Source organism: Collinsella aerofaciens (genome assembly GCF_005844325.1).
Taxonomy (GTDB): Bacteria; Actinomycetota; Coriobacteriia; order Coriobacteriales; family Coriobacteriaceae; genus Collinsella; species Collinsella aerofaciens_G.
In genome coordinates, this window is sequence record NZ_SPFY01000011.1 from 1 (window position 1) to 14,407 (window position 14,407).

General features: G+C 61.7%; 10 protein-coding genes. 9 read left to right on the forward strand and 1 reads right to left on the reverse strand.

Features of this window, described 5'->3' with window-relative positions; translation table 11 throughout:
- Positions 1-273 precede the first annotated feature (273 nt).
- The 4 genes from feoB (at position 274) to FGQ61_RS04890 (ending at position 6,004) form a co-directional block, all read left to right on the forward strand.
- Positions 274-2,634 carry a ferrous iron transport protein B gene (feoB, locus tag FGQ61_RS04875; protein WP_138374761.1) on the forward strand — a complete coding sequence of 787 codons (2,361 nt, stop codon included), beginning with the start codon at positions 274-276 and terminating at the stop codon, positions 2,632-2,634.
- 123 nt (positions 2,635-2,757) lie between these two features.
- Complete coding sequence (locus tag FGQ61_RS04880; protein ID WP_138374762.1) at positions 2,758-3,954, forward strand: MFS transporter; 1,197 nt, start codon at positions 2,758-2,760, stop codon at positions 3,952-3,954.
- Positions 3,955-4,060: 106 nt separating this feature from the next.
- On the forward strand, positions 4,061-5,437 hold the full coding sequence (locus FGQ61_RS04885) for an alpha-amylase family glycosyl hydrolase (protein WP_138374763.1): 1,377 nt from the start codon (positions 4,061-4,063) through the stop codon (positions 5,435-5,437).
- Positions 5,438-5,440: 3 nt separating this feature from the next.
- Positions 5,441-6,004, forward strand: coding sequence for a uracil-DNA glycosylase family protein (locus tag FGQ61_RS04890; protein WP_138374764.1), 564 nt, complete (start codon positions 5,441-5,443; stop codon positions 6,002-6,004).
- Position 6,005: 1 nt separating this feature from the next.
- On the opposite strand, the gene FGQ61_RS04895 is transcribed toward FGQ61_RS04890, so the two are convergent.
- Complete coding sequence (locus tag FGQ61_RS04895) at positions 6,006-6,665, reverse strand: hypothetical protein (RefSeq protein WP_138374765.1); 660 nt, start codon at positions 6,663-6,665, stop codon at positions 6,006-6,008.
- Positions 6,666-6,758: 93 nt separating this feature from the next.
- Between FGQ61_RS04895 and FGQ61_RS04900 the strand changes: the two genes are divergently transcribed.
- The 5 genes from FGQ61_RS04900 to rpoB all read left to right on the forward strand — a co-directional run bounded on the left by FGQ61_RS04900 (position 6,759) and on the right by rpoB (position 14,406).
- A complete protein-coding gene (locus FGQ61_RS04900) occupies positions 6,759-7,895 on the forward strand; it encodes a pyridoxal phosphate-dependent aminotransferase (protein WP_138374766.1) in 1,137 nt (378 codons plus the stop codon).
- A 505-nt stretch (positions 7,896-8,400) separates the two neighbouring features.
- Positions 8,401-8,922, forward strand: a complete 522-nt coding sequence (gene rplJ / locus FGQ61_RS04905; protein WP_006235004.1) for a 50S ribosomal protein L10 — start codon at positions 8,401-8,403, stop codon at positions 8,920-8,922.
- 102 nt (positions 8,923-9,024) lie between these two features.
- Positions 9,025-9,402 carry a 50S ribosomal protein L7/L12 gene (gene rplL / locus FGQ61_RS04910; RefSeq protein WP_006235005.1) on the forward strand — a complete coding sequence of 126 codons (378 nt, stop codon included), beginning with the start codon at positions 9,025-9,027 and terminating at the stop codon, positions 9,400-9,402.
- 316 nt (positions 9,403-9,718) lie between these two features.
- Positions 9,719-10,627, forward strand: a complete 909-nt coding sequence (locus tag FGQ61_RS04915; protein WP_055250255.1) for a UTP--glucose-1-phosphate uridylyltransferase — start codon at positions 9,719-9,721, stop codon at positions 10,625-10,627.
- A gap of 287 nt (positions 10,628-10,914) precedes the next feature.
- Positions 10,915-14,406: a DNA-directed RNA polymerase subunit beta gene (gene rpoB, locus FGQ61_RS04920; protein ID WP_271737520.1), complete on the forward strand. Its 3,492-nt coding sequence runs from the start codon at positions 10,915-10,917 to the stop codon at positions 14,404-14,406.
- Position 14,407 lies beyond the last annotated feature (1 nt).

A 14,407-nucleotide genomic window follows, 5' to 3' on the forward strand; every position in this document is an offset into this window, starting at 1 on the left:
CACGAGCGGGGGCTCCTATCTTTTTAGTGCCCTCGGATTGGGTCATAGTGTCTGTTCGCGCCAAAACATCGGCGTTGCCATGGCCCAGATGCGGCACTTGGGGACGTTCCTTTTGTGCCGGCACTTGGGGACGGTCCTTGCAGCAATCTGTCGATTGAACGTCGTTGTGCGTTCGCGCTATCATGCATGGTTACAATTGGTTAGCCGTGGCAAACGGTTAGCCAAGGTAAACTAAATGCAACGCCCTGTGGGCGTCGGGGGAGGAGCACGGACGTGAAGCTCGATACACTCGAGATTGGAAAGGACGCCGTTGTCGCATCGGTGGCATCGGACGATCAGGCACTCCGACAGCATATTTTGGACATGGGTCTAACGCCGGGCACCGAAGTCACCATGATGAAGTACGCCCCCATGGGTGACCCGCTCGAGATCCGCCTACGTGGCTACGAGTTGACGCTGCGCAAGGACGATGCCGCACGCATTGAGCTCGTGGATGTGCACGACACCGATACCGGCCCGCGCGTTAACGCCGCAATCGGCACGACGGACCACCCGGCCCTGGGCGAGGGGACGTATTCACCCCGTGCGGCAAAAACGGCCGTGCCCGAGGGCGCGCCGCTGCATTTTGCCCTTGCCGGTAACCAAAACTGCGGCAAGACCACGCTGTTCAACCAGCTTACGGGCTCCAACCAGCACGTCGGTAACTTTCCCGGCGTGACGGTCGACCGCAAGGACGGCACCATTCGCAACCACCCCGAGGCGAGCGTTACCGACCTGCCCGGCATTTACTCCCTGTCGCCGTACACAGGCGAAGAAGTCGTGAGCCGTCAGTTCATCCTCGACGAGCGCCCGGACGCCATCATCGACATCATTGACGCCACCAACATCGAGCGCAACCTGTACCTGACGCTGCAGCTTATGGAGCTCGACCGCCCCATGGTCATCGCGCTCAACATGATGGACGAGGTGACGGCCAACGGCGGCGCCGTGGACGTCAACCTGCTCGAGAGCCTGCTGGGCGTGCCCGTTGTCCCCATTAGCGCTGCCCGCAACGAGGGTATCGGCGAGCTGGTGGATCATGCCTTGCACGTGGCGCGGTTCCGCGAGCGTCCCGGTCGCCTGGACTTTTGCGCACCCGATGGTCCAGACGGCGGTGCGCTGCATCGCTGCATCCACGGCATCGCCAACCTTATCGAGGACCATGCCGCGACGGCGCACATTCCCGTGCGTTTTGCGGCGACCAAGCTGGTTGAGGGCGACGAGCTGGTGACCGAGGCGCTTCACCTGGATCGCAACGAGCTCGACGCTATCGAGCACATCATTACTCAGATGGAGGGCGAGGCCGGCACCGACCGCCTGTCCGCGCTGGCCGATATGCGCTTTAGCTTTATCGGCGACGTGTGTGGGCGCTGCGTCGTCAAACCGCACGAGAGCCGCGAGCACGTGCGCTCCGTCAAGATCGACCGCATCCTGACGGGCCGCTACACGGCCATTCCGGCGTTCCTGGTGATCATGGGCCTCGTCTTTTGGCTGACGTTTGGCGTGATCGGCGCGGCGTTGCAGGGGCTCATGGAGGACGGCATCGCTGTCATCATCGCCTCGGCCGATGCGGGCCTCAAGGCGTTCGGAACCAACGACGTGGTGCGCTCGCTGGCTGTCGACGGCGTGCTTACGGGCGTGGGCAGCGTGCTGACCTTCCTTCCGATTATCGTCGTGCTCTTCTTGTTCCTCTCCATTCTGGAAGACTCCGGATACATGGCACGCGTGGCCTTTGTCATGGATAAGGTGCTGCGTCGCTTTGGCCTGTCGGGCCGCAGCTTCGTGCCTATGCTCGTCGGTTTTGGCTGTACCGTGCCGGCTATCATGTCGACCCGTACGCTCCCATCCGAGCATGACCGCAAGATGACGGTCATGCTCACGCCGTTCATGAGCTGCTCGGCCAAGTTGCCGGTCTATGGTCTGCTGTGCGGGGCGTTTTTCCCACAGGCGACGGTTCCCGCCATGGTCTCGCTCTATCTGATTGGTATTGCGGTTGGTTGCATTGCGGCTTTGGTGCTCAACCGTACGGCATTTAAGGGCGACCCGGTGCCGTTTATCATGGAGCTTCCCAACTACCGCCTGCCGAGCGTCAAGACGACGGTGATGCTGGCATGGGATAAGGCCAAGGACTTTATTACCAAGGCCTTTACCATTATCTTTGCCGCTACCGTGGTCATCTGGTTCCTTCAGACGTTCGATATCCGCTTTAATGTGGTCGCCGATCAGTCGCAGAGTCTGCTTGCCGGTCTGGGTAGCATCATCGCGCCGGTGTTGACCCCGCTCGGTTTTGGCGACTGGCGCGCCTCGACGGCGCTCGTCACGGGACTCATCGCCAAGGAGAGCGTCATCTCGACGCTCACGGTGCTTTTGGGCGCAACGTCGCCCGCGGTGCTGTCAACCATGTTTTCGCCGTTTACCGCTTACGTGTTCCTGGTCTTTACGCTGCTGTACCCGCCCTGCGTGGCGTCCATCGGCGCCGTCAAGAGCGAGCTGGGCACGCGCTATGCCGTTGCTGTGTTCGCGTTTCAGGTGACGGTCGCCTGGATCGTGGCGTTTGTCGTGCATTCGGCGGGCATATTGCTGGGTTTGGCTTAGTTATTTATTGACGGCGCAACCTCTGTGTATTGAGTTGATTGCGGCCCCGCATCTGTACTGACGGATGCGGGGCCGTTGCTATATAATCGCCCACCGCCCAAGACAATCGGAGAGGTTTCCTACATGACTCAGGCAAGACAAGATGGCATCTCACTCAAGCAGTGGCTCCCGCTTATTGGGCTCGCCTGTTGCGCGTTCGTATTCAACACGTCGGAGTTCATGCCCATCGGTCTTCTGACTGATATTGCCGCATCGTTCTCGCTCACGGAGGCCCAAGCAGGCATCATGATCTCGGTCTACGCCTGGGGCGTCATGCTGCTGTCGCTGCCGCTTATGGTGTTTGCCTCGCGCTTTGAGTTCAAGCGGATGCTGCTCGGCGTGCTCGCCGTGTTCTCGCTGGGCCAGTTCCTGTCCGCCGTGGCTCCCACCTATCCTATTTTGGTTTGCGCACGTCTGGTGGTCGCCTGCGCGCATGCCGTGTTCTGGTCGGTCGCCTCGATTATGGCCTCGCGCCTGGTCGACAGTCGCCACGGAGCGCTCGCCATCAGCATGATCGCCACGGGCTCGTCCATCGCGCAGATCTTTGGCCTGCCGATCGGCCGCGCCATCGGGCTGGCCGTGGGCTGGCGCATGACGTTTGCCGTGGTCGGGGCCCTCTCAGCCATCGCGGTCGTCTACCAGGCCGCGGTGTTCCCGGCCATGCCGGCGGGCGAGCGCTTTACCGTCAAACAGCTGCCCGAGCTGCTCAAGAATCCGTTCCTGGTCGCGCTCTACGCGGTCACGGTTTTTATGGCGACCGGCTATTACGCAAGCTACAGCTACATTGAGCCTTTCCTGGCGCAGGTCGCACACGTCGACGCGGGCGCCATCACCATGACGCTGACGGCGTTTGGCTTCTCCGGTCTGGTGGGCAGCTGGCTGTTTGGCCGCCTGTTCGACGGGCATCGCTTCCCGTTCTTGGCTATCACGCTCTCCGGCGTGCCGGTGGCTCTGCTGCTTATGGGTCCGGTCGCATCGTCGCTCGTGGCAGTGCTTGCCGTCTGCGCGCTGTGGGGCTGCTGCGCCACGGCCTTTAACGTGGCGTTCCAGGCCGAGCTCATCAAGTACACGCCGGCGGATTCGTCGGCCGTCGCCATGTCGATCTTCTCGGGCCTGTTCAATCTGGGCATCGGCACGGGCGCCGCAATCGGCGGTGCCGTGGTTTCGGGTCCCGGTATCGCTTGGATTGGCTTCGTGGGCGGGGCGATTACCGTCGTGGGCGTCATCCTCGCCATCACCGTGCTGTTCCCAGCCATCCGTCGCGCCAAGCCCGTCGCCTAATCACAACCCAGGAGGGTCGGGGTGGCTAAAAGAGCCCCGTCCCAAATTAACTACTCTGCTGGGCATACAATGGATGTCGTTGTGTTGAGCTTACCGGGAGGTTGCTATGTGGGCATACGAGACGACGTTCTACCAGGTCTATCCGCTGGGCTTTTGCGGAGCTCCGCGCGAAAACGCCGCGCCCGTTGCTGAGGATGAGCTCGCCCAGGCTGCCAACGACGCGCCCAACTCCGATGCCCCCATCATGAAGATCGCCCAGTGGGCCGACTACCTGCAAAAACTCGGTATTGGCGCCGTGCTCATCAACCCGCCGCTCGAGTCTGATAGTCACGGCTACGATACGCGCAGTCTGCGCCATATCGACCGCCGCCTGGGTGGGGATGCCGACTTTGCCGCCGTATGCGACACGCTGCATACCCATGGCATCCGCGTGGTGCTCGATGCTGTCTTCAACCACGTCGGCCGCGGTTTTTGGGCCTTCCGCGACGTGCAGGAGCGCAAGTGGGACTCGCCCTACAAGGACTGGTTCCACATTAGCTTTGACGGTGACTCGTGCTACGGCGACGGCTTTTGGTACGAGGGCTGGGAGGGCCATTTTGAGCTTGTGAAGCTCAACCTGCAAAACCCTGCCGTGGTCGATTACCTGCTTGAGTCCGTGCGTCGCTGGTCCGAAGTCTTTGGCGTCGACGGTCTGCGCCTGGACGTCGCCTATATGCTCGATCGCGATTTTATGCGCCGCCTACACGCCTTTACCCGCGAGCTCAAGCCCGACTTCGTGCTGATCGGCGAGACACTCCACGGCGACTACAACCAGATCGTCAACGACGAGATGCTCGACTCCTGCACCAACTACGAGTGCTACAAGGGCCTGTACTCCAGCTTTAACTCGGTCAACATGTTCGAGATTGCCCACTCGCTTCATCGCCAGTTTGGCGGCGACCCCTGGTGCATTTATCGCGGCAAGCATCTGCTGTCGTTTGTCGACAACCACGACGTGCCGCGCCTGGCGAGCATCCTGACGGACAAGTCCTGCCTGCGCCCCGCCTACGGCATGCTCTTTGGTATGCCGGGCATTCCGTGCGTCTACTACGGCAGCGAGTGGGGGATTGCCGGCGAAAAGGGCGGCCCCGATGGCGATTGGGCGCTACGTCCTGCGCTCGATGAGCCCGCGCCCAACGAGCTGACGGCATTTGTCACGCAGCTGGCGCACCTGCGCTCGGCAAACGACGCGGCAGCCCGTGCCCTCAACTACGGTGCCTATCGCAACGTGGTGATCCAGAACAAGCAGCTGCTGTTCGAGCGCGCCTGCGACGATGCGACGGTGCTCGTGGCGGTCAATGCCGTGAACGAGCCCTACACCTTTGGAGCTGGCGAACTCAGCGGCTCCTTCGTCGACCTGCTTGCCGACGATGCGCCCACGGTCGAGCTGTCGGGTGCCCTTGAGCTTGCACCCTACGAGGTGCGTTATCTGCTGAGGGCCTAGGCCATGGCAGCGTCTGACGAGGGCTATCAACATATTGAGCATGGGTTTGAGCCCGTGTTCGACCAGCACTCGCGCGTTTTGGTGCTCGGGTCGTTTCCCTCGGTGCTTTCGCGCGCCAATGCCTTTTATTACGGCAACCCTCAGAATCGCTTTTGGCGCGTGATGGCCGCGTGCCTCGGTGTGCCCGTGCCGCCCAACGAGGGCGATCCTTTGGCAAGCGGTGAGCCCGCGACGCTCGATGCCTCGATTGCCGCCAAGCGGGCCATGCTGCTCAACGGCGGTGTGGCCCTGTGGGACGTGATCGAGAGCTGCGATATTAAGGGTTCGAGTGACGCCAGCATCAAAAACGTTGTGCCGGCACATATCGAGCGCATTACCGACGCGGCTCCCATTAAGCAGGTGATATGCAACGGTGGTACAGCTGGCCGGCTCTACAAGCGCTATCTACAAGAACGCACCGGGCTGCCGGCCATCGTTCTGCCGTCGACAAGTCCCGCCAATGCGGCATGGCGCCTAGAGCGCCTTGTTGGGCGCTGGCGCGAGGCCGTTGACTGGGGCGCTCTGTAATTTAGATATCTGATTGGGCGCGGGTGCCGAGGCGTTTCATGATGGCATGCCAGATCGGTGCGGGCAGCGCGGGCTTGACGCGCACCATGCCGTCGGCATCGACGCCTCCGGCATTGCCACCGCCAAGCAGCTGCGCATGCTCAATGGAGCAGCCCATGCGTACGGCGCCCACAAGCTTATCCATCGCTTCCGAAAATGGCCGACGCAAGAGACCCATGCGCGGGGAGTGGCGAAGCGCTGCGATGCCGGTGCCGGTGCAGACGACAACGCCGTCGCACCATGGCAGGTCACGTAGAAGACATGCCCGATACAGGCGGTCGAGGACTTCGTCCGTCTGCTTGGCGTTGTTGGACAGGGCCTGGACGACGACATAGACGCGTGTTTCTGTATTCCCAAGGCGATCGAGTATCTGCTCGACAGCGATCATAGCCTCATCGTCAAATGCATCATCAACAGCGAGCACTATGCCATCGACTGCACCGGCATCATCCGCCTTCAAGTCAACCGGGTGGGGGAGTACGGTGTCGGAAAGCCGGGCATAGGCGGCGATGGCATCCTGCAGGTCCCAAAGCAAAAACTCAAGATCGGTGCTTTCGGGAATACTGACAAACGCGATGTTATGCAGTGTTTTTGGTACATCGCCGCGCGCGGTCGTCTCCATGCCGCCTCCTTTCCGGTTGGTTTCCGTTTAGGTTACACCGTCTGGTGGCGCTCCGCCGCGCTATCCTAGTGCAACCCTTACGAAAGGAACGCCATGCGTCTGCCCATGAATACCTCGCTTGCCACGCTTAAGCCCTCCGGTATCCGCCGGATCAACGCACTCGCCGCCCAGCATCCGGGGTGCATCGCGCTTGCGCTTGGCGAGCCCGATTTTCCCACGCCCGATGTGATTAGCGCCGAGGTGACCGCCGCGCTGGACCGCGGTGACACGCACTATCCGCCCAACAACGGTCGCCCCGCCCTGCGTGAGACGTTGTCTGCCTACATGGGGGATGCGGGCCTTACGTTTTCGGCCGACGAGGTCATCCTGACCGACGGCGCGACCGAGGCACTGTCGGCAACATTCATTGCTATGCTCAACCCCGGCGATGAGGTCATTATCCCCACGCCGGCCTTTGGCCTGTACGAGAGCATCGTCGTGGCCAACCACGCCAAAGCGGTCTTTTTGGATACGGAGCCTGCGCAATTCCAGATTGACGAAAACGCACTTCGCGCCTGTGTGACCCCGGCGACCAAGGCCATCGTTATCTGCTCGCCCAACAATCCCACGGGCTGCATTCTTAACGCGGCATCGCTCGACGCCGTGGCGCGCGTAGCAGAACAGTCGGGCATCTACGTGGTCTGCGACGACGTATACAGCCGCCTAGTCTATGTGGATGGCTATGAGCGTTTTGCCCAGCGCCACCCGGAGCTACGCGAGCAGACGGTGGTCATCGAGAGCTTTTCCAAGCCCTGGGCTATGACCGGTTGGCGCCTGGGCTGGCTCGCAGCGGCAACCCCCGTCATCGCCGAGATCGCAAAGGCCCACCAATACTTAGTATCGAGCGCCGTCTCCTTCGAAATGGACGCTGCAGCCCGAGCCCTCACCGTCGACCCAACCCCCATGCTCAAAGTCTACCGAGCCCGCCGCGAGCGCGTACTCGAAGCCTTAAACGCCATGGGCCTCGACGTAGTAGAGCCCGCAGGAGCCTTCTATACTTTCCCGAGCATCAAAAAGTTCGGCCTAACCAGCGAAGACTTCTGCATCAAAGCCATCAAAGAAGCAAACGTAGCCCTAGTCCCGGGAGACTGCTTCGGAACCGAAGGCCACATCCGCCTCAGCTACTGCGTTTCCGACAAAGACCTGGACGAAGGTCTCCGCCGCCTGTCCACCTTCATTTCAACCTTGTAGCCATCAGGGACGCAACATATCAGCCCACCGACTTAAGGCTTATGAGTGGGGGCGTCGGCCAACGGGAAACCGGGCTGCCCCAAAGTCACCGCAGGCCGCGCCGCCGAAGGCCAGGCGCAAGGTTTTCGTAGATTCCGCACGAGCCGAAGAGCACTTAATGTGCTCTTCGTGCGAGCCCAGGACCTGACCGAGCGAAAACCTTGCGCCTGGCCTTCGGCGGCGCGGCCGGATGGTGGAATTGTGTGCAGCCCGGTTTCCCGTTGACCGACGCCGGGGTCCCCGCCATAATACTTTCGGTTCACGCACGAATCCGCTGCCAGAGACAGCCGGCGCAAACGGGTCTTACCCGCGAGCTTAATGGGATATCCCGCCAGCCGAGGTGGTCGAGTAGATATGTCTTCTCGCCCCCGTCGCTCATGCAGCGCGGGGGCTTTCTTTTTGGACATGCCCCCGTCACGTCCTTGTGGCGGACCGTGCCCGGAAAGAATTCGAGGAGGTGTAATTCATGCCCCAGCAGTACAAAATCGACAAGGTTGCAGAGATCGAGTCCCGTATCGCCGAGAACGCCGGTCTGTTCGTCGTCAACTACAACGGTCTGACGGTTAAGCAGGCTCAGGAGCTGCGTCATCAGCTTCGCGAGTGCGGCGCCGAGATGAAGGTCTACAAGAACAACCTGGTCAAGATCGCTCTCAAGAACCAGGAGCAGCCCGAGCTCGACGAGATTCTCGCCGGCCCCGTCGCTTATGTGTTCTACGAGTCCGAGCCGGTCGAGGCCGCTAAGGCCCTTAAGGACTTCTCCGCTAAGTCCAAGGGCGTCCTTGAGATCAAGGGCGGTATCTCCGACGGCAAGGCCGTTTCCGCTGATGATGTTAAGGCTATCGCCGAGCTGCCCACCAAGGATCAGCTTCTCGGCCAGATCGCCGGTCTCATCTCCGGTTTCGCTCGCGACATCGCTGTCTGCGTCAACGGCGTTTCCTCTGGTCTCGCTCGTTCGATCCAGCAGGTCTCCGAGCAGAAGGCAGCCTAGTCGCTGTTTTCACCCGCGGCGGCAACGCCGCACCCCTGGCGCATTCGCGCCGTGTTTTAACTGATCTCCGTGCATTCGCACGGAAACCGAAAGGACTTAGAAATGGCTAAGCTTACCACCGATGAGATCATCGATGCTCTTAAGGAAATGACCCTTCTCGAGGCTTCCGAGCTCGTTAAGGCTATCGAGGACACCTTCGGCGTTTCCGCCGCTGCTCCTGCCGCTGTTGTCGCCGCTCCCGCTGCTGGCGCTGCTGAGGCCGAGGAGAAGACCGAGTTTGACGTCGTGCTCGAGGGCTTCGGCGACAACAAGATCCAGGTCATCAAGGCCGTCCGTGAGCTCACCAACCTTGGCCTGAAGGAGGCCAAGGAGGTCGTCGAGGGCGCTCCCAAGGCTGTTCTCGAGGGTGCCAAGAAGGAGGACGCCGAGGCTGCCAAGGAGAAGCTCGAGGCTGCTGGCGCTGCTGTCACCCTCAAGTAATCAGGCTTTCTCGCCAGATTTCTTTGCAGACGGGGTTCGCATTGCGAGCCCCGTCTTTTTTGTTTTTCGGTCCCTCGACATCGGTTGCTCAAACTGCCATGTTCTGTAATTTGCGTCGTATCGGGCACCCTGCCGTTGGGCAATAAAATTGCACCATTCGAGCAATAATTTGCGTTGACCTGCTGAAGAATTGTCTCTGCCTTGTAGCGACATATAGTTCCAGCGGTAAGATGCTTGGGTATCGCAATTTGGTCTGCGGCCGCCGTGCCGCGCGCACAGGGCGCATCTTGCGCCTGCGAAAGGATCTTTGAATAACATGAAAGCAATCATCCCCGCCGCCGGTCTTGGCACGCGTTTTCTGCCTGGCACCAAGTGCACGCCCAAAGAGATGCTGCCGGTGCTCGACAAGCCCGTCATCCAGTACGTCGTCGAGGAGGCGCTCGATCCCGAGGAGGTCGACGATGCCATCATCGTTACTTCTCCCGGTAAGCCCGAGCTACTGAACTACTTCCAGCCCGATCGCTCGCTCGAGAACCTGCTGCGCGAGCGCGGCAAGAACGCCTATGCCGACGCCGTCGCCCACGCTGGCGGTATGCCGGTCGACTTCCGTTATCAGTACGAGCCCAAGGGCCTCGGCCATGCTATTCGCTCTGCCGCCGACGCCGTGGCAGGGGAGAACTTCCTGGTTCTTCTGGGCGACTACGTTGTGCCTAACCGCGACATCTGCGACAAGATGCTCGCCGTTTCCAAGGAGCACGGTGGCGCTTCGGTTATCGCCGTCGCTGCTTGCTCGCCCGAGGAAGTCAGCCGCTACGGCGTTATCGCCGGTGAGCGCGTCGGTTCGCTCGAGGGTGCCGAGGACGTTGCCGATGCAGAGCCGGGCGCTGTCTGGCGCATCGGCGGTCTGGTCGAGAAGCCCGCTCCCGAGGCGGCTCCGTCCAATCTGTACATCGTCGGTCGCTACCTGCTGAGCCCGCTGGTCATGGACCTGCTGGCAGATCAGCAGGCCGGCAAGGGCGGCGAGATCCAGCTCACCGACGCCATGGCCCGTTCGCTCGACCGCGAGGCCATGTATGCCGTCGTCATTGACCCGCTGTCGGGCTACGACACCGGCACTCCCTCTGGCTGGATGGCCACCAACGCCCTCATGGCCGCAAGCGACCCCCGCTTTGCCGATGCCTTCTGGGATGCCATCGACGAGCGCGGCGGATTGATGCGCAAGTAAGCCTTCGGGCATCGACATTTACGGGCGCGGACCTCGGTTCGCGCCCGTTTTTTATAAGAGCTGCGATTGCCGGCTCTCTGTTCACAGAAAATATATGAACAGATGTTCGATACACATACATCTACCTGCGTGTTTTCTGTCGAAAAACTTTGCTACTCCAAAAACTCAATCGCGTCAAGGCTTTTCTTGCCCAACGGTCGGTACCTGATAAACTATTAGGTTGCGATAACTGGCGAAGCTATGCCTCGCCAACCCACCGAGCATTTCCGTGAAGGAGGAAAAACCTGGTGACCTACGCATACACTGCCACTGAGCGCAAGCGCGTCAGCTTCGGGAAAATCCCGGAGGCCATGGAGCTCCCCAACCTTATCTCTGTTCAAAGGGAATCCTTTGAGCGTTTTAAGGACGAGGGCCTTCGTGAGGCGTTCAAGGAATCCAGCCCCATCCAGAGCCAGAACCATGTTCTCGAGGTTACCTTCGGCGAGCATCAGTTCGGCGACCCCGCGCACACCGTCGAGGAGTGCCGCGAGAAGGACATGACCTATCAGGCCCCGCTTCTGACCGACGTCCGTCTCACCAACAAGGAGACCGGCGAGATCAAGGAGCAGCTCGTCTTTATGGGCGACTTCCCCATGATGACCGATCAGGGCACCTTCATCATCAACGGTACCGAGCGTATCGTCGTCTCGCAGCTCGTCCGTTCCCCGGGTGTGTACTACAGCTCCGAGATGGATTCGGGCAAGCAGATCTACAAGGCCCAGATCATCCCGTCCCGCGGTGCCTGGCTCGAGTTTGAGGTCGACAAGCGCGACCAGCTCATGGTCTCCATCGACCGTAAGCGCAAGCAGAGCGCCACGATGTTCCTGCGCGCCCTTGGCATCGCCGTCACCAACGATGACATCATCGAGCTGCTCGGCAACTCCGATGTGATCAAGCGCACCCTGGAGCGCGACACCGCCCTCACTCGCGAGGACGCCCTCATCGAGATCTACCGTCGTCTGCGCCCGGGCGAGCCTCCCACCGTGGACGCTTCCCGCAGCCTGCTCGAGGGCCTGCTCTTCAACCCGCAGCGCTACGATCTGGCCCGCGTCGGTCGTTACAAGGTCAACAAGAAGCTCAACCTCACCACCGAGGAAGAGGTCACGGTGCTCACCGACGAGGATATCGTCGCGACGCTGCGCTACCTGCTGTCCCTCGCTGTCGGCGAGCAGGGCTTCAAGGTCGATGACATCGACCACTTTGGCAACCGCCGCATCCGCACCGTCGGCGAGCTCGTCGCCAACCAGTTCCGTATCGGCATGAGCCGTATGGAGCGCGTCGTCCGTGAGCGCATGAGCTCCCAGGACATCGACGAGATCACCCCGCAGTCGCTCATCAACATCCGCCCGATCGTGGCCTCCATCAAGGAGTTCTTCGGTTCCTCGCAGCTCTCGCAGTTCATGGACCAGGCGAACCCCCTGACCGGTCTGACCCACAAGCGCCGCCTGTCCGCACTCGGCCCTGGCGGTCTTGCCGGCCACAAGTCCGGCTCCAGCCGCCGCACCAACGTGCCGACGGCCGTCCGCGACGTTCACAACTCGCACTACAGCCGCATGTGCCCGATCGAGACCCCCGAAGGCCCCAACATCGGCCTGATCGGCTCGCTCGCCCTCTACGCCCGCGTCAACGAGTACGGCTTCATCGAGGCTCCGTTCCGTCGCGTCGAGAACGGCGTTGCCACCGACCAGATCGACTGGATGACCGCTGACGAGGAAGAGAAGCACGTCATCGCGCCGGCTAACACGCCGCTCGATCCCAAGACCAACGAGTTCATCACGACCGATGCCGAGGGCAAGCTTGTCCGCCCGCACACCGTGATCGCCCGTACCCGCGACTTCGACGGCTCCTTCGGCGCTCCCGCCGACGTGCCCGTCGAGGACGTCGACTACATGGACGTCTCGCCGCGTCAGATGCTCTCCGTCGCAGCCACGCTGATCCCGTTCCTCGAGCACGACGACGCCAAGCGTACGCTGATGGGTGCCAACATGCAGCGTCAGGCCGTGCCGCTGGTTCACCCTGCCGCTCCCTATGTCGGTACCGGCATGGAGCGTCGCGCCGCCCTGGACTCCGGCGAGGTCACCCTGGCCAAGAACGCCGGCGAGGTCATCTATGCCGACGCCTCCAAGATTATCGTCAAGCATGCCGGCGGCATGGACGAGTATCACCTGGCCAAGTACCAGCGCTCCAACCAGTCCACCTGCATCAACCACCGTCCGCTCGTGCGCGTCGGTGACACCGTTGAGCAGGGCGAGCCTCTGGCCGACGGTCCTTCGACCGATCATGGCGAGCTCGCACTGGGCCAGAACCTCACCGTGGCATACATGCCGTGGGAAGGCTTCAACTACGAGGACGGTATCGTCGTGTCTGAGCGCCTGGTGGCCGAGGACCTGCTGACGACCATCAATATCACCCGTCACGAGATCGACGCCCGCGACACCAAGCTCGGTCCCGAGGAGATCACTCGCGAGATCCCGAACCTCTCCGAGGACATGCTTGCCAACCTCGACGAGGACGGCATCATCCGCATCGGCGCCGAGGTCGGCCCTGGCGACATCCTGGTCGGCAAGGTCACGCCTAAGGGCGAGAGCGCTCTGACCGCCGAGGAGCGCCTGCTGCGCGCCATCTTCGGTGCCAAGGCTCACGATGTTCGCGACACCTCCCTTAAGATGCCTCACGGCGCTTATGGCCGCGTCATCGACGTCGTCCGCTTTAGCCGCGAGAACGGCGACGACCTGGCCCCCGGCGTTAACGAGCAGGTGCGCGTCTACGTCGCCCAGCGTCGTAAGATCCAGCAGGGCGATAAGATCGCCGGCCGCCACGGCAACAAGGGTGTTATCTGTAACGTTCTGCCGGTCGAGGACATGCCCTACATGGCTGACGGTACCCCGATCGACGTTATCCTCAACCCGCTGGGCGTTCCTTCGCGTATGAACGTCGGCCAGCTGCTCGAGTGCCACCTTGGCTGGGCTGCTGCCTGCGGTTGGGATACCGAGGATGCCGACTCCGACAAGTATGTCCCCGGTCCGTTCTTCGTCTCGACGCCCGTCTTCGACGGCGCCAAGGAGGACGAGATCGCCGAGGTCATCCGTCGCGCCAACAAGAACATGCTCAACAAGGCCACCGCTGCCTTTGGCGATCACATGCGCCCCGAGTTTGTCACCCAGCTTGACGAGCGCGGCAAGACCCGCCTGTTCGACGGCCGCACCGGCGAGGAGTTCCGCGAGCCCATTACCGTGGGTACGTCCTACATCCTCAAGCTCGGCCACATGGTTGACGACAAGATCCACGCCCGTTCGACCGGCCCTTACAGCCTGGTTACCCAGCAACCGCTGGGCGGCAAGGCTCAGTTCGGCGGCCAGCGCTTCGGCGAGATGGAAGTTTGGGCACTGTACGCATACGGTGCTTCCAACGTCCTGCAGGAGATCCTGACCGTCAAGTCCGACGATACCGTGGGCCGCGTCAAGACTTACGAGTCCATCGTCAAGGGCGAGAACGTCCCGGTTCCGGGTATCCCCGAGTCCTTCAAGGTTCTCGTCAAGGAGATCCGTTCCCTCGCACTGGACATCGAGCCCATGCACGATGCCGACGAGGACGCCTCCGCCCCTGTGACCGCCGAGGAGACCTCTGCTCTCGACGACCTGGCTGCGCTCGCCGGCGTTGACGCCGACGTCGAGGCCCAGGATGCCGAGACCGCCGAGGCACCCGAGGCTGTCGCCGCCACGACCACTGATAAGGAGTAGT